The sequence below is a fragment of the Methanosphaerula subterraneus genome, assembly GCF_052055875.1.
Classification (GTDB): Archaea; Halobacteriota; Methanomicrobia; order Methanomicrobiales; family Methanospirillaceae; genus Methanosphaerula; species Methanosphaerula subterraneus.
The window spans coordinates 12898-28933 of the sequence record NZ_CP170508.1 but is presented as its reverse complement, the minus strand read 5'-3'; the positions used below and the strand labels follow the sequence as shown (position 1 = coordinate 28933).

The window sequence follows — 16036 nt, the reverse complement described above, 5'->3', positions numbered from 1 at the left end:
TGCCGGCTCTCCATACCTGTCAAGGCTGGAGACGGAACCGACGAGGAGTCCCGGGCAGCGACACGATATCCGGTATGTCTTCAGCCCCTCATTGAGTTGCCCAGTCCATATACAGATTATAATATCTCAGTCAAAGTCATTCAACAATATCTATGGATAATCAATCTTCCAATAAACATCCGAACGTATTTCTTTCCCATGCAAGTGAGGATAAAGAACGTTTTGTCATCGACTTTTCTAATAAATTAATAAACAGGGGTATCAGGGTTTGGCTAGATCAGCGGGAATTGTTACCGGGAGATAGTTTAATCGATAAAATCTTCGAGGAGGGATTAAAAGAGGCAGATGCTGTCATAATCGTCCTCTCAAAAAATAGTGTTGAAAAACCTTGGGTTAAAGAAGAATTGAACGCTGCTATGATGAAAAAGATAAATTCAAATTTAAAAATAATCCCAATAAGACTAGATAATTGCCCAGTTCCTGAGTGTCTGTATTCGACAGTATGGCAAGATATAGGAGACATTCAAGACTATCAAAATGAATTTAATCGAATCGTTGCGAGTATATTCGGTACGATTGAAAAAACAGAACTTGGAGAATCCCCAAAATATTCTCGTGCACCTATCGTTGTTTTCCCATCACTAACACGTGTTGATAGTATCATATTTGAGAAAGCATGTGAAGAAGCAATTGAGAGGGGGAGATTAGATGGGAGATCAGATACTCTCTATCATAAGGTTTCTGAATTTGATATTAATCGAGAACAACTTCATGAAAGTCTAGAGATATTGGAAGAAAATAATTTGATTAAGATTGATAGATTATTGAGTGGACAAATTCCCTTTTATCAGATCACTTCAAACGGATTTCAAGAATATTCAAGAGTTAGAATCCCAGATTATGAAAAAAAGGTAGATTCTGTCATTTTTCATATTATTAACAGTGATTCTCGAAATAGTAATAAAATTGTTGAGGAAATTAATATCAAAAAATTACTTGTAGAAAATATTCTCGTTGTTTTAGCAAGTCGTAGATTGATAAATATTCGACAGTATTTAGGGGGAATTACAATAATTAGGATTTCCACGCAACTGAAAAGAATGGCAGAATCAAAATAATTATTCACATACTTTTTCCCATTACCTGTCTTTCCGCAGTAAATTCGATACCACTTCGACAATAGGTAAAAAGAAAGATCTTTATGTTCTGCGTCATGAATAATCCCAGAATAGCCTCATATTTTAGGTGTGGATGAACAGATCGAACCCTCCACCTGCCGGCCCGCCCTTCATCTCGTTCCACTAGAATCGTTCTATCACGCGGACCGTCGCCCTGGTCGACATCGCCTTGATCGTGCCGGCGGTCGCAGCGGTCAAGGGGACTGCTGGTCCCGGTCTACTACTTTGAGGTGGTCCTCCGGGCGGCGATAGTGGCGGCCGCGTTTGTCGCAGTGAATCATCTCCTATGGTTCACGCAATCACAGTGAACTGAGGAAAGCGTTTCACAAGGTTCTTAGTAGCATCAATCAATATCCTGTCCATGATGTTTCTATGACACAGTGCCCCAATTGTGGAACCGAGGTCCAAGATGGGTTGGTAGCAAGTCCCAAGTGCACAATAAACCTGAAGGAGGCCGAGCGGGTCCTCGATAAGGACTACTACAAGCCACCCGCTGTTGGAATATGGACTGTTCCGGCCACGATTATTCACATCCAGAGGGGGAACTGCCGAGCTCGCCTCCACCCGGTCACACACCAGCGAGGTAGATCATGACAAAAGGATGGGGTTGGGCCATAGGCAAGATATTTTGGCACGTTTTTTGGCACGTCCTCTATGGGGTGTCGTTTCTATTCACGGCATTTGCGCTATTTTGCGCTCTTTTTGCTACTGCTGCTGTTCAACCTGGGTACTATTGGAACTTACTCCAAATATGGATCGTAGTGGCAATTGGACTTTCTGTTATGTACATATCTGACCGAAAAAGACAGGCCTAATGTATTTTTGGTATCGGTTCTATTGGTATCAAGTCTTCGAGGATCGTAATATTATGTCTTGTGTAGAAGAGGGGGACATCCTTGAAATCACAGCGACACGGCAAATATACGAGACCGAAGAAGCACGGGAATGGGTCTCATCATTGATTGAAAAGTTGAGACAGAAAGGAACCTAACCCCTCCGAGTAGAGGAGGCAGGCGGCCGGCATGAACCAAGCAGATGCCCCCTTCGCAGGTCAGGGAGTAAGGCCACTTTGAATCAAACGATCTAGGGGGGATGACACACCCCAAACACCTGTAAAGTAGATCCGCCTTTGCTCAAACTAGAGGAGGCATCCCCAACAACGGGACCAGAACTGGCGGTAGGTAGCCAATTTCAAAATCCTGGAACATATAAGAGATTGAGTCAGTAGGAGATCCTCGATCCAGAGTGGGAGTTCACCTGGATCATTGTCTTATTTCTCATACCCCCGCAGCTCCGAAAAAGGAGGGCGGCAGCGGGAATGGGGATCCATCCTCACGCCCATGGAGATTATGCTCCTCTCAGCGATCGTGACGGGCGGCTTTGCGGCCGTTGAACAGTTCCACCAGATCACGCTTTCAGAAGAGATGCAGTGAGACACCCGCAGGCACGTACCTATTACTGTTCCCGGTTGATCAGGTTTTGGGCCTCCGGGAAACCAGCGAAAAAAGGGGGACCGCCCCCCAATGCGGCCCCGATGACGAATGCCTGCGACGTTTGATCAAGGTATGTGCAGTTTATAGTGTTGAACGCAACATCCCTGGTCAATCGTAGACTCAGAGGAGTCGGAGATTGACCCATTTTGGGATTCGATGCGTTTAAGACTATTCGCAGAGTCCTCCGGACTCTTCTCACTTCCGGTTCCCCTTACCGGTGAACCAGAATTTGAGAAAATCTAACTGTATAAACAGTTAGGTTTTCGACTATAGATGGAAACGATGGCAACGAACGGGGTGAAATGGGTGAGGTGGTTCTCCCCACTCAGGCCAGGGCCGGCACGCCGTCCGCCCAGGTCTCCACCCTGGTCCTGATCGCGTCGTCCGAGTAGGACCCGATCGTGACCTGGCTCCGGCTGAACGCGACGGTATAGACCTCCCCGTTCGCGTCGTGGCACTTCAGCGTGGCTGAGAAGGTGTCGTCGTCGCCGGCATGGCTCGCGGCCACCGCTCCCATCGCGGTCTGCAGTGCGGTGTCGGCCAGCACGGCAGTCACGGCCGCATTGAAGCCGGCGACGGACGGCGCCTTCGCCGAGACGGTGCCGACGGTGACGGCGTCCCCGTCCTGGTAGGCGATCCGGGCGGTGTAGGCCTCCTTCGACCTGACGACCGGCTGGAAACTCTCGGTCCCGACCTGGTAGGCGGTGCAGTTCCAGGGGTTATCGGCGATGACCCCCGCGACGATGCTGTTGAACGCGGTGATATCCGCGATCGGTGCGGTCAGCTTTCTGACCGCAGTCTTCGTGATACTTGACTCTACGAAATCTCCCATGATGATTACTCCGTGCGGCCGGCCCCTGCCCCCTCGCAGAAACCGGCCGACAAGAAACCATGGACGGGGAGATACCTAACCTCGCTCGCGATTCGATATCGGCGACTGAGACCGACGATGTTTTACGATCGGCGGGCGCCGGCAGAGCGGAACAGATCAGGTTTTGTAAAAAAAGAAGTGGAGCCGGCTCGTATGCGCCGGCCGGCATCAATCCCTAAAGTTCGTTGAACAGTATGATGATATCATTGAAATCGATCTGGCCGTTTGTGTTGAAATCGAATGCACCGACCGGTCCATGATCGCCGATCCAGTCCATCTGGTTGAAGAAGGTCACCACGTCGTTAAATTCTCGTCCACCGTTGCCATCGATATCCTCATAGAGCCCGTCATGGTCGAGGTCCAGGGGAGCGTTTCCTGATGGGGGTATTATCGGCGGGCCCACCGGGGCGAACTTCTGGATCCGATCGTTACTCATGTCAGCGACATATACATTCCCTGTGCTGTCGACTGCGACACCCTGTGGATAGCGGAACTGCCCGTCGCCGTTGCCATAGGTGCCCCATTTCGTGATGAATGTGCCGTTCGACGTGAACTTCTGGATCCGGTCGTTATTAGAATCCGCGACGTACACGTTCCCAGCGCTGTCGACTGCAACATCAGATGGCATTAAGAACTGCCCGTCTCCCGGCCCCTCCGAACCCCATATTGTGATGAACGTGCCGTTCGACGTAAACTTCTTTACATGGTCAGCGTCGACCACGTAAACGTCTCCTGCGCTGTCGACTGCGACATCTGATGGCAAGCCAAGCTCCCCGTCTTCTATCCCATGTCTACCCCATTTCGTGATGAATCCGCCGGTTGAATTGAATTTCTGGATCCGGTGGTTCCCTTTGTCGGCGACGTAGACGTTGCCGGCGGTGTCCACTGTGACTCCAGATGGCCTGTCGAACTGCCCGTCTTCAGAGCCCAAACTGCCCCATTGTGTGATGAATGTGCCGTTCGACGTGAACTTCTGGACCCGGTTGTTGGTCATGTCAACCACGTAGACGTTGCCGGCACTGTCCACAGTGACACCGGATGGCCTGGAACCCCCCCATTGTGTGATGAACGTGCCGTTCGACGTGAACTTCAGGATCTGATTTTCCCCCATTTCGGCGATATAGACGTTTCCTGCGCTGTCGACTGCGACATCAGATGGAAGGTTGATCAGCATCTCTTTTTGGCCCTGATATCCCCATTTGGCGATGAATGTGCCGTTCGACGTGAACTTCTGAATCCGGCTGTTCTTCGTATCGGTCACGTAGACATTTCCTTCACTGTCCACCGCAACACCCTGTGGCTCTTCGAACAGTCCGTCTCCCGGACCACGACTGCCCCATTGTGTGATGAATGTTCCGTTCGATGTGAACTTTTGGACCCGGTTGTTGTTCGTATCGGTCACGTAGACGTTTCCTGTGTTGTCCACGGTGACACCAGATGGCTCTTCGAACTGTCCGTCTCCCGAGCCGGAACCACCCCATTTGGCGATGAATATTCCGTTCGAGGTGAACTTCTGGACACGGTGGTTTCCGGTGTCGACCACGAATATGTTTCCTGCGTTATCCACTGCGACACCCTGTGGCTCTTCGAATTGTCCGTCTTCCGAGCCTTCCGAGCCCCATTTCGTGATGTACATGCCGTTCGAGGTGAACTTCTGGACCCGGTGGTTGCCCCAGTCAGCGACGTAGACGTTCTCTGCGCCGTCGACCGCGATCCCCCGGGGACCCATGAATTGCCCGTTCAGGGAGCCCCAGCCTTCCATGCCCCATCGTGTGATGAATGTGCCGTTCGAGGTGAACTTCTGGACCCGGTTGTCGGACCTGTCGGTCACGTAGACGTTTCCTCCGGTATCGACCGCAATAGAGTCCGGGTGGTTGAACTGCCCGTCCCCCAAACGATACGATGTGCTCCCATACCTGCTGTTCCCCCATTTCGTGATGAATGTCCCATCCGCATCGAACGTCTGGATCCGTTGGTTATCCGTGTCGGCAATGTATACGATTCCTGCGCTGTCGACCGCGATACCACCGGGCTGGTTAAACTGCCCGTCTCCTGTGCGCCAGCTGCCCCATTGCGTGATGTACCCATACCCACCTTCGGCCGAAACGACCTGGACGCTACTACAGAGGAGCAGGACGCAGAATAGATACGGAAAATACGAAGATCTCATTCAGAACCACCACCATCATTACCCTTGCATGGTCTAGTCTCACGATAAATCTTGCCTTTCCCGATCCGCCTGAATCAGACGCTCCTGGCTGGCGGTGTACTATCGTCCCTGGGAGAGGCAGACATCCCCCTGACCGGTACCCCGAACCCGCGAGGGGAACCGGAGCCGGCCGTCCGGTCGACCACAATTGTTTTGTACATACAGAATCAAAGGATTCGTTCGAAGGAGAATATGCCGGATACGTCCACACCTGGCACCGTGGTGATATGAAAATTCTGTTGATTCTCATCGGTGTCGTCATCGGCGTGGTGGTCGTGGGCTGGCTGGGCCTCCAGATCCCGCCGGCGTCCTTTCCGGCGTATCCCCAGCCGGCCACGGATTCGGTTCCCGCCTTGAAGACCGTCCCCCTGCCCGCCGACCTGCCGGCCCCGGTGGAACGCTTTTATCGCCAGCTTTACGGCGAGAAGATCCCGGTGATCGAGTCGGCAGTGATCACCGGGAAGATCACCATGCGGCTCAAGGGCATCCCGATGCAGGGACGGTTCCGCTTCACCCACGAGGCCGGCAGGAATTATCGCCACTACATCGAGAACACCTTCTTCGGCATCCCCGTACTGCAGGTCAATGAACGGTACGTGGACGGCAAGAGCCTCTTCGAACTCCCCTTCGCCGTGCTGGACAATGATCCCAAAAACAACCAGGGCGCAAACCTCGGGATGTGGGCCGAGTCTGTCTGGTTCCCGTCCATCCTGCTCACCGATCCCCGTGTCCGGTGGGAACCGGTGGACAACGCGACCGCCTTGCTGGTGGTCCCCTTTGAAGCGGAGGAGGAACGGTTCATCGTGCGCTTCGATCCAGACACCGGTCTGCTGCGCATGATGGAGTCGATGCGCTACAGGGGCCCCGAAAGCACGGCGAAGGTCCTGTGGCTGACCGAGTCCAGGACGTGGACCATGGTCGACGGCTACCTCCTCCCCCCTGCCGGCGAGGTCACCTGGTTTGACGAGGGGACGCCCTGGGCCGTCTTCACCGTTGAAGACGTGGCGTATAACGTCGACGTGCAGGACTATCTGCGGGCAAAAGGGTTGTAATCCGCCGGCATTCCTGGCAGCACTCCTGTGCTGCAGTCGACGGGCGACGGCCCCGGACCTATCCGGTGACGATTCCCTGTGCGAAGGTGCGGGCCTTCTCCAGGTCATTCCCGTCCGGGCGCCCCCGGTTCTTCCCCGCGACCCATCCCAACCCTCCCTTCAGGTCCAGGTTGAAGCCCAGCATGCTGACCTCGCCCGGGCACCAGAACTCCTTCACGACGCGGCACCCTTTCCCGGCCAGGGCCTCCCTGAGCGGCCGGTGGAACTCGTCCTTCTGAACACCCGAGGTCGAGAAGACGAAGACCTTCTTCCCCTCCATGAGGGGCATCTTCTCGATGAGGGTGAAGAGATCCTTATGGTGTCTGCCCCCGTAGATCCCGGATCCGAAGCCGATCAGATCATACCCAGCCAGGTCCTCAGGCCTGACCTCGCCGGCCTTCACCAGGGCGGCTCCGGTTGCCGCTGCCATTGCCCTGGCGACCTTCTCGGTGTTCATCCGGTGATAGGACTTGTAGACGATCAGCGTCTTCATGATACCAGCCTCTGGTACGTTCAGCATGATAATACTGACCCGGATGAACTGGTGAAGCATGCGACGTCGACCGGTGCCGCCGGGCGAGCTGGCGATCGTGGTCGCCGACGCAGGGGGCAGGGACGGGGCGCTGGAAGTGCATCGCCGAAGTCATGGGATTCATTGTGTCTTTCTGGAAAACAGGTACGTGCACCATTTTTTTGCGCCCATTCATTGCGCAAAAAAACTCACCACACGATTCATTCCTTCGATCCGATCAACCGTGCGGAGTTGGCGATGACCGGTATTGACGACAGTTCATGCAGGAGCGCCCCGGTAACCGGCGTCAGGATGCCTGGGATGGTCAAACCCACGGCAAGTACGAGAACTCCAACAGCAAAGAACAGGTTCTGCCGGATGGTCCGAATCGCTTGGCGTGAGATGGTAAACAGGTGCGGTAACTTGGATAGATCGTCGGACAATAGCGCTACATCGGCAGTTTCAATTGCAACATCCGTTCCGGCGAGCCCCATCGCTACGCCAACGTCCGCGGTCGCGAGCGCCGGGCCGTCATTCACCCCGTCACCCACAAAGACGACCCGGTGACCCTCCGCCTGGAAGCGCTTTACGATCCCGACTTTCTCCTGGGGCATTACATCGGCATAGATCTCGGTGATCCCGACCTTTTGTGCAACCAGGTCCGTGGCATCCAGGTTGTCTCCGGTTACAAGTACTGTCCTGATGCCGGCCCGGTTGAGAAGCGCAATCGTTGTCTGGGCATTCTCCCGGATTGTATCTTCAAAGATGAGAAAACCGCTCACCTGGTGATCAATCATCACGAGAATAACAGTGCGTCCTCCACTGGAGAGGGCCTGGATTTTTTCTTCGCTGTCCTTGGGAAGCGAAATCCCCAGATCAGAGAACATCTTCAGGCGTCCAAGGAGGATCTCGCGCCCGCTGGATCGCGCTTTTACGCCAAGCCCCGGTAAAATTTCACAGGTATCAGGATCGGGAATTGTCATGTTTCGCCGGGTTGCGGCCCGTGCGACTGCTTTACCTATCGGATGTTCGCTGAATTTTTCGGCCGATGCTGCATCTCGGAGAAGGGTATCCTCAGACATACTGCCGTACGGGATCGCACTGACAAGCCGGGGTTCTCCGAGGGTAAGCGTCCCGGTTTTATCAAAGAGGTCTTCCCAAAACTATTATCTCCAATTATCCCCTAGGGTCTCCGTATGGCCTTCATCGAAATTGATGATGATCTCTGGAATCTTATTCGCCCTTTACTCCCCCCACAAAAGCCTCCAACGGGTCGTCCACGTTCTGATGAGCGTGGATTGATCAATGGCATTCTTTACGTACTTTCCACCGGTTGCTCCTGGACTGACGTTCCCCGACAGTATGGCACCAAATCTACGACACACCGGTTTCACCTGTTACTCAGCACTCAGGGGAGATATGACCAGATCTTTGCCCTTATCCGAAACCAAGGCTATGATCTCTCACAGCTCGATCTCTCCTGTTGTTCGATCGATACTACCACGATCCCGGGAAAAAAGGGGGATTGCTAGGCTTTGACGGACTGCATCGAATTCAAGGCAGCAAAATGAGTGTTCTCGTCGAACGGCACGGTAGACCGCTCGCCTGCATCATTGTTCCAGCGAACGTACATGATGCGATGACATATCATCCGACGTTGATGGTGTTCAGAATTCAAAGGCCGATTGGAAGGTCGATCACACGACCAAAGGAGATTCTCGCAGATGCAGCGTATGATACCCTCGCGATCAGAACAACCAATCGCAGAAGGGGAATTAAGACGATGATCCCAGTCAATCGGAGAAATCGTAGGCGACCCAAAAGGGGACGATCATATCGATTCGATCCCATGATCTACCGCTCTCGGGGAGCAGTTGAACGGTTCTTTAGCTGGGTCAAGGCATTCAGAAAAATCTCACCCAGATATGAGCGGCTCGAAGAATCATTTCGTGGGCTGGTCATCATCGCCTGCATACTGATACTATGGAGACTTTTGGGATGAGCTCAAAAATTACCATATCCGCGTTTGCCAGTGCTTCCACGGTTGCGCCTTTCTTCACGAGGCTTCCTGCCAGTGCAGCGTTCCCGATGGACGCAACAAGTGCGGTCGGTGTCGCAAGGACCATCACACAGGGGCAGAAGATGATCAGCATCGTGATCGCCCGCAGGATATCCCCGCTCCACCACCAGAGCAGCAACCCGAGGATGAGGGCAATCGGGGTGTAGATCTTCGCATACCGGTCAAGTATTCGCTCGATTGGTGCCTTCTGCTCCTGTGCCTCGGCGATGAGCCGGCGGATCTGCCCGAGGGTCGTCTCGGTCCCGACCCGGGTCGCCCGGACTTCAAGCGCTCCGACCTCGTTCAGTGTGCCGGCAAAGACCGTATCGCCTTTTTGCTTGTCGACCGGGAGACTCTCGCCCGTGATTGCGGCCTGATTGACCGACCCGCTCCCAAACAGGATCTCGCCGTCAATTGCAATCCGTTCGCCGGAACGGACAATGACAATATCCCCAATCACCAGTTCGTCAAGGGGGAGGATGATATCGTTCCCATTGCGCCGGACCGTAACGCGATCCGGCAATAGCCGGGCCAGCGCATCGAGCGCACGGTCGGCCCGTGCAGCCACGAGTTCTTCTAACAATCCTCCAAGCAGAAGGAGGACTGCAACAACGGCAGCGGCGGAGTATTGCCCGATAGCGACGGCTGCAATTGTTGCGATGGAGACCGGGATATCTGCAGTAAAATCCCCTTCACGGATTCCAAGGTATGCACTGTACCAGATGTACGACGATCCGACCAGTGCAGCTGTAAGATAAATCCAGTTGACACGATCTCCCGGGGCGCTGCCGGTAAAAAGACTGGCAGGCTGGTACAGGATCGCAATCACCAGCAACATCCCGCTGACGAACGTGATGATTGTTCCGGGAGCCAGCAGGAAATCTTTATAGTTCTGGGTAATGAGACGCAGCGTCATCAATGATGACATCCTGGTATCTTTTGGAGTATCTTCCATGGTAATTCCCCGGAATGTGTTGTTGCCGGAGCATGTGCCTGAGGATTGAGGATATATCTCTGGACATGCTCGCTGGTTTTTTGAGTGTTACAAATGTACGATCAAATTCATACCCAATCATACTTTAAGGTTTTAGTTTTCATACTACGTTTCTGCATTTTTCCATGAGACAATCGATTTAGTAGAAGGCAGATAAAAAAAGAGGATATTAGCCAGTTACGAAACCACCTGCCGGACCAGCTCGTAAACCTCAACCTCCCCGTCCGCACCGTCAGAGAGACGGCGCCGGCCGGATGTACCGGGATCCATCCGGGGCGACCCCACCGTCACCTTTAAATGTGCCGGCCAGATTTTGATGCACCTGTTAGGTTTCGCGCCTTCGGCGTCGAATTTCTGGAGATCGGGCTCGTCGTCAAGGACGAGATCTGCGCCTTTTTTCCTTGAGTCGGGCAGTTTTTTGGGGAAATGAAAATGGTCGAAATTGACCGTCGACCCGCCGATCCATAGATTTATACGAACGGGTGTATAAAAGGGGAATTGCGACATAACACTCGCAATTTGGGGAAAAATATGAGCGAATCAGCCTTTTCATCGAGCGTACGCGGTGCAATCCCGTACGCCTCCGGCCTGAATGGTGCGGTCCGGCGCGAACCGGAGTTCCAGCAGAACGGGATAGCCCTCCCTGATGCCGGCGGGATGGCGATCCGTCTCCGGTCCGGACGTCTATATATTGTTCGCCGGCCGGCTCTCGCAGCCGCTGCCCGGGGTCCGAGCAGTTCCCGGTTCACACCGGCGGCGAGGGTGTGATGCCGGCATGTCATCAAGAACAGCGGAAAGCCCGGGAGCAGCGCCGGTCTACGCCTACCTCCGGCGGCATGCCATCGAACATGAGGCGGTCGCCCGTCTGCGGGGCCTCGGGTACGGGGTGATCCGGACCGACGGCCGGTACCCGGGGGTGAATCTGATCGCGATGAAGGGCGACCGGTTCAGGTTCGTCTGCCTCAGGCGAAGGAAGCACCCGGCCGGCACGATCGCCGGGGTTGCGGCGGTATATGCCGAGGACCTGCACGAGCTCAGGCGGTACATCTCGTCGATCGTCAGCGCCGACCTCTGGATCTGGTGCCGGCAGGACGGGTGGCGGTACTTCGGGGTCTATCCGGGCGGGATCCAGGAGATCGGAGGGGACGATGGACGCCGGCTCTGAGATCGGGCAGGGGCTCGCGGTGCTTGTCGCTCCCGGCCAGGTATTCGAGGTCCGGTCATGGACCGGCGATCGCATCTCCTCCGGCTACTTCGACGACCTGACCGCCGCCGAGAAGGCGATCGAGGCACTCGACGCCGCCGGCCCTGATGGCATCTACCTGACCCCTAACCCGGTGCTGCCTGACCTGCTGAGCAGGCGAGCGAACCGGATTAAGGGACCGCTCGCGAAGAAGGATTCCAGCACATCGGATGGCGACATCATCGGCCGGCGCTGGCTGCTCGTCGACATCGACCCGGCCCGGCCGGCCGGGGTCTCCTCGTCTGAGGAAGAGCACGCCGCCACCCTGACACGAGCCGCAGACATTGCCGCCGCCCTGGGCGAGCGGGGATGGCCAGCCCCGGTGGCCGGGGACTCCGGCAACGGGGCTCACCTGCTCTATCGGCTGGACCTCCCGAATGATGACCAGGTCACGGCCCTGATCAAGGCCGCCCTTGTCGCACTCGATGCGCTCTTCTCCGACCCGGTCGCCTCCGTCGACACGGCCGTCTTCAACGCCTCCCGCATCTGGAAGGTCTACGGGACCGTGGCCCGGAAGGGTGACAACACCGCGACCCGGCCGCACCGGCGGAGCCGGCTCCTCTCGGTGCCGGAGACGATCGAGATCGTGACCCGCGAGCAACTCGCCGCCCTGGCGATCGCGGACCCGGCCGGACCGGCACCGGTGACGCCGGCAACCTCGACGAGCAGGGGGACCGGCCGCAGGCCGGGCGAACCGCTCGACCTGGCCGGCTGGCTCCGGGATCATGGTCTCGGGGTGCTGGACTCCCGGCCTTACCAGGGCGGGGACCTCTACCGGCTGGACTCCTGCCCCTTCTCCTCGACCCACACTGATGGAGCCTTTGCTATCCAGTTCGGGAGCGGGGCCGTTTATGCCGGCTGCCATCATGCCTCCTGTGGTGGTGGGTCGCAGCGGTGGCCTGAACTGCGGGAGATGTACGAGGGAACACGGCAGGGGACCGGGACATGCAAGCCGGCATCTTCGAAAAGCAGCAGGTCTGCCAGCCCGGTGACTCCGGCTCAGCCGGCACCATCAGAGGAGATCCTCCGGGAAGCCGAGCAGATCCTGATGCACGGTGACCCGCTCGCGTACATGGTCAGGACCTATAACCTGGACCATATCGGTGATCAGGTGCTCGGTCGGTGCCTGGCCCTGTCACTCGCTTCTCGCCTGGTTTCGAACTCTCACGGCCTGCACATCATGACGACCGGGGAGAGCGGGAAGGGAAAGAGCGACGGGTACCGGGCGATGCTCGCCCAGGTGCCCCAGCGGTTCAGGATGGCCGGCAGTTTCTCAGACAAGAGCCTCTATTACATGGACGACCTGCAGCCGCAGACCGTGCTGATGATCGATGATAAGGACCTGAGCGACGGCCTCCAGGAGATCCTGAAGGAGGCGACCAGCAGTTTCACGACCCCGATCGAGCACCGCACCCTGACTACGGAGCGGAAGCCGCTTGTCTGCACAATTCCTGAACGCTGCCTCTGGTGGGTGGCGAAGAAAGAAGGCTCCGGAGACGACCAGGTCTTAAACAGAATGTTGATGGTCTGGGTGGACGAGTCCGAGGAGCAGGACCGGGCGGTCCTGGCCGGCATCCTGGCGAAGGAGGCGATCGATAGCGATCAACCGGCTGGTGAGCGGCACGAGGTGGCGGTCTGCCGGGCAATGTGGGAGCAATTACACGCAGCCCTGCCCACCGGCCTGGCGGAGGTGAACCTCTCGCGGTTCTCCCGACGGATCCGATTTTCATCTGCCCGGAACCGGCGGAACCCGATCATCCTCTTCGATCTGATCCGGTCCGCGGCCCTGCTCAACTTCTACCAGCGGGAGCGGCGGACATTCGATGGCGGAGCGGTCCGGGTCTATGCGACGGAGGCGGACTTCAAGACCGCAGCAGGGATATTCACCTCATTGAACGGCAGGACCGGCAGCCAGGACGACAAATTGACCGCACGGGAATCGCAGATGCTCGACGTAATAAACCGGGCTGGTCTGACAGAGTTCACGGTAATGAAATTGCAGGCACTGACCAAACTATCCAATTACCAGATATCCCGGCTCTTCGTGGGGTATTTCTCACGTGGTGCAAAGTATTCGGGACTCCTGGAGAAGTGCCCGGCGGTCGGGGCGATCGAACAGACGATCTCATCCAGGAACGACGACGGAGAGGGAACGATCCGGCGGCGGGTCGTGGCCTTCACGTTCGACCGCGAGCTCTACGCTTCGTGGATCCGTGGCGGCCTGGTCTGGCTCGCGCCGATCGACGAGGCGGACCCCTCCCCCGACAACGATCCACCAGATGGGTTGCAGCAACTGCAGCAGTATTGCAGCAGTACTGCAGCAGGTGCTGCAACCCCGGCAGAGCCGGCTCCGGCAGTAAAAATCGGATCAACCTCTATTTCTCAAAGCGTACATGAAGAGATTATCGGGATTGCAGCAGATCTGGATAACAGAGAGCCTCCACAAACTGCGACCGTTCCCGATCCTTCTCTCTCTCTCGTTGTACGCGATCTGCTGCAACCCCCGGATCGAAACCCACAAACCGCATCGGAAACGACAAACCGACCGCGGATGAACCCGGAAAGGGTTGCAGCACCTGCTGCACTGCTGCTGCATCCCTGCTGCAACCTCCGTCTTCTGCTGCAGTCCCCGCAGCGGCAACCACCCCGGCCGGGCTGACCCTCGCCCAGGTGGACCCGGGTGACTACTCGCCGATCGCAGACGGTTCCCTGATCGAACCGTGCCCGGTCTGTGGCGGCCGGGTGGTGCACTACGTCGAACGCTTCCAGGCCCGGCAGGCCCGGGGGAAGCAGGAGAAGAGCCGGCATATCTGCCGGGGCTGCTTTAACCGGGCCCGGGACCGTGAGCAGGCGGCCGTCCAGGTCCTGCCCGGTGCGATCCCGCTCGACGAGGTCAGGCCGATCACAGCCGGCCTGGTGGGGCGGTGCTCGGTCTGCGGGCTCCAGGCGGCGACGTACGACCACGCCGGCAGCGGGACGGCGATCTGCTCCAGGTGTTATGAGAAACTGGTGCGGGAGCAGGTGGATCTCCGATAGGTCGTTCGGGGGGTGAGGTGGAGGAGGCGATCGTCTGGTCGAGAGCGCCGATGAGCAGGTCTCAGCCGGCCCCGCGGTTCACTGTTCCGCAGGCCGGCATATCCTGGCTTCCAGCCGGGAGAGGAGTTTAGAAGATGGATTCAACCAAAACCAGCAAGTTTGAGATCAGAGCCATGGAAGCAGAGCAGAGATTCATGACCGCCGCCACCGATGAGCAGGGAACACATCTCTTCTGGCTCGGGTACTGGTCTGCACAGAAGGGTATTGAGGCCGGCACGGGATTCACCTTTGAGCAATGCGAAACCATGCTTTTTGATCTCGACACCATCCCGTATGAAACGCCACGGGGATGGCCAGCCACAGAGTTCTGGTTGGGGTATATCGAGGCCATTCATGAGGATCGGCGGGATGAAGAAGGGACCGGGAACTCGACCGGTATCACGGTCGAGTATGACACGGGGGATGAGGAAGAGGTGGACTGAATCCCCATTCCCCAGGGCGGTTATACCCCTCCCTGGAAGATTCCACAACGGCACGACCCGTCATATGAAAGCGGGTACCGGTTCAACCGATAACCCAATTTTGTATGCGGGCCATCTGATCGATGCCGGCCTCTTCGGGCGGTGCTCGGTCTGCGGGCTCCAGGTGGCGGCGTACAACCACGCCGGCAGCGGGACCGCGCTCTGCTCGGTCTGCTTTGAGAAACTGGTGAGGGAACAGGTGGAGATCCGGTAGGGCCGGCTGTGGGTGAGGATGGGTTCACCGTGAATCCATCCATGACACAGGGGCACCTCCCCGATCGAGTTCACCTGAAAGGATACGCCCTGCATCATCTGATCGGGGTTTATATCCAGGCAGGAGATAGTCTTCATCATGACACGCTGGCTCTGCAGGGCTGATCGCACGAACGCCGCGATCGTCAAGGAACGCCTCGTCCGGGGCGTGCCGGCTCTCTCATTCATCAAGAAGAGGGTCATGTGGTCGGGATCCATCTACGGAACCATGCAGACTATCCCAGGTGTGACGTGAGCGAGGAGATGGGGGAGCCGGTCGGAGTTTTGTCTGAGTTTATTCTCTACCAGACCGAAGGGGGCGAGACCCGTGTCCAGGTCAGTCTGTTCGAGGGGACTGTCTGGCTGACGCAGCGGTTGATCGCCGAGTTGTATCAAAAATCTGTTCCTACGATCAACGAGCATATCAAGAACATCTATGAGGAGCGGGAACCCGACCCCCAGGTAACTATTCGGAAATTCCGAATAGTTCAGTGCGGAGGCGCACAATGAAGCCCGAGATCGTGCACCGGCTGCACCGGCATTTCGAAGACTACGTCCAGAATGCCGAAGGGGGGTCG

Annotated in this window: 18 protein-coding genes and 1 pseudogene; 12 read left to right on the top strand and 7 right to left on the bottom strand. The window is 56.5% G+C overall.

Annotated elements, in window-relative coordinates; genetic code table 11:
• Window positions 1-152: 152 nt before the first annotated feature.
• Window positions 153-1118, top strand: a complete 966-nt coding sequence (locus ACFKSJ_RS00150) for a toll/interleukin-1 receptor domain-containing protein (RefSeq protein ID WP_440950258.1) — start codon at window positions 153-155, stop codon at window positions 1116-1118.
• Window positions 1119-2996: 1878 nt separating this feature from the next.
• Here the strand turns inward: ACFKSJ_RS00150 and ACFKSJ_RS00145 are convergent.
• From ACFKSJ_RS00145 to ACFKSJ_RS00135, 3 genes are all read right to left on the bottom strand, one after another.
• Window positions 2997-3503, bottom strand: a complete 507-nt coding sequence (locus ACFKSJ_RS00145; protein WP_440950257.1) for a hypothetical protein — start codon at window positions 3501-3503, stop codon at window positions 2997-2999.
• A 214-nt stretch (window positions 3504-3717) separates the two neighbouring features.
• Window positions 3718-5712, bottom strand: coding sequence for an SMP-30/gluconolactonase/LRE family protein (locus ACFKSJ_RS00140; RefSeq protein WP_440950256.1), 1995 nt, complete (start codon window positions 5710-5712; stop codon window positions 3718-3720).
• Between the two features lie 74 nt (window positions 5713-5786).
• Entirely contained in the window at window positions 5787-5912 is a 126-nt protein-coding gene (locus ACFKSJ_RS00135) for a hypothetical protein (protein WP_440950255.1), read from the bottom strand.
• Window positions 5913-5978: 66 nt separating this feature from the next.
• Between ACFKSJ_RS00135 and ACFKSJ_RS00130 the strand changes: the two genes are divergently transcribed.
• Window positions 5979-6803 carry a DUF6544 family protein gene (locus ACFKSJ_RS00130; protein WP_440950254.1) on the top strand — a complete coding sequence of 275 codons (825 nt, stop codon included), beginning with the start codon at window positions 5979-5981 and terminating at the stop codon, window positions 6801-6803.
• Window positions 6804-6861: 58 nt separating this feature from the next.
• Here ACFKSJ_RS00130 and ACFKSJ_RS00125 read toward each other — a convergent pair whose 3' ends face one another.
• Complete coding sequence (locus ACFKSJ_RS00125) at window positions 6862-7362, bottom strand: flavodoxin domain-containing protein (RefSeq protein WP_440950253.1); 501 nt, start codon at window positions 7360-7362, stop codon at window positions 6862-6864.
• Window positions 7363-7574: 212 nt separating this feature from the next.
• Window positions 7575-8492: pseudogene (locus ACFKSJ_RS00120) on the bottom strand (heavy metal translocating P-type ATPase); the annotation flags it as partial.
• Window positions 8493-8549: 57 nt separating this feature from the next.
• Between ACFKSJ_RS00120 and ACFKSJ_RS00115 the strand changes: the two are divergent.
• Both ACFKSJ_RS00115 and ACFKSJ_RS00110 read left to right on the top strand, forming a co-directional pair.
• Complete coding sequence (locus ACFKSJ_RS00115) at window positions 8550-8885, top strand: transposase (RefSeq protein ID WP_440950252.1); 336 nt, start codon at window positions 8550-8552, stop codon at window positions 8883-8885.
• A 35-nt stretch (window positions 8886-8920) separates the two neighbouring features.
• Complete coding sequence (locus tag ACFKSJ_RS00110; protein ID WP_440950251.1) at window positions 8921-9355, top strand: transposase; 435 nt, start codon at window positions 8921-8923, stop codon at window positions 9353-9355.
• On the opposite strand, the gene ACFKSJ_RS00105 is transcribed toward ACFKSJ_RS00110, so the two are convergent.
• Window positions 9315-10328: an HAD-IC family P-type ATPase gene (locus tag ACFKSJ_RS00105; RefSeq protein ID WP_440950250.1), complete on the bottom strand. Its 1014-nt coding sequence runs from the start codon at window positions 10326-10328 to the stop codon at window positions 9315-9317. The genes ACFKSJ_RS00110 and ACFKSJ_RS00105 overlap by 41 nt on opposite strands.
• A 255-nt stretch (window positions 10329-10583) precedes the next feature.
• Complete coding sequence (locus ACFKSJ_RS00100; protein WP_440950249.1) at window positions 10584-10913, bottom strand: hypothetical protein; 330 nt, start codon at window positions 10911-10913, stop codon at window positions 10584-10586.
• Between the two features lie 24 nt (window positions 10914-10937).
• Between ACFKSJ_RS00100 and ACFKSJ_RS00095 the strand changes: the two genes are divergently transcribed.
• The 8 genes from ACFKSJ_RS00095 (at window position 10938) to ACFKSJ_RS00060 (ending at window position 15968) form a co-directional block, all read left to right on the top strand.
• Window positions 10938-11174 carry a hypothetical protein gene (locus ACFKSJ_RS00095; RefSeq protein ID WP_440950248.1) on the top strand — a complete coding sequence of 79 codons (237 nt, stop codon included), beginning with the start codon at window positions 10938-10940 and terminating at the stop codon, window positions 11172-11174.
• 7 nt (window positions 11175-11181) lie between these two features.
• Window positions 11182-11571 carry a hypothetical protein gene (locus ACFKSJ_RS00090; protein ID WP_440950247.1) on the top strand — a complete coding sequence of 130 codons (390 nt, stop codon included), beginning with the start codon at window positions 11182-11184 and terminating at the stop codon, window positions 11569-11571.
• Window positions 11555-14308 (top strand): hypothetical protein, encoded by a 2754-nt coding sequence (locus ACFKSJ_RS00085; RefSeq protein ID WP_440950246.1) that lies wholly within the window; start codon window positions 11555-11557, stop codon window positions 14306-14308. The genes ACFKSJ_RS00090 and ACFKSJ_RS00085 overlap by 17 nt, the downstream gene beginning before the upstream one ends.
• A gap of 11 nt (window positions 14309-14319) precedes the next feature.
• Window positions 14320-14685 (top strand): hypothetical protein, encoded by a 366-nt coding sequence (locus tag ACFKSJ_RS00080; RefSeq protein ID WP_440950245.1) that lies wholly within the window; start codon window positions 14320-14322, stop codon window positions 14683-14685.
• 134 nt (window positions 14686-14819) lie between these two features.
• On the top strand, window positions 14820-15167 hold the full coding sequence (locus tag ACFKSJ_RS00075; RefSeq protein ID WP_440950244.1) for a hypothetical protein: 348 nt from the start codon (window positions 14820-14822) through the stop codon (window positions 15165-15167).
• Between the two features lie 64 nt (window positions 15168-15231).
• The gene (locus tag ACFKSJ_RS00070) at window positions 15232-15420 is read left to right on the top strand and encodes a hypothetical protein (protein WP_440950243.1); all 189 of its coding nucleotides are present in this window, start codon (window positions 15232-15234) and stop codon (window positions 15418-15420) included.
• A 138-nt stretch (window positions 15421-15558) separates the two neighbouring features.
• The gene (locus ACFKSJ_RS00065; protein ID WP_440950242.1) at window positions 15559-15714 is read left to right on the top strand and encodes a hypothetical protein; all 156 of its coding nucleotides are present in this window, start codon (window positions 15559-15561) and stop codon (window positions 15712-15714) included.
• Window positions 15711-15968 carry a hypothetical protein gene (locus ACFKSJ_RS00060; RefSeq protein WP_440950241.1) on the top strand — a complete coding sequence of 86 codons (258 nt, stop codon included), beginning with the start codon at window positions 15711-15713 and terminating at the stop codon, window positions 15966-15968. The genes ACFKSJ_RS00065 and ACFKSJ_RS00060 overlap by 4 nt, the downstream gene beginning before the upstream one ends.
• The last annotated feature ends 68 nt before the right edge of the window (window positions 15969-16036 follow it).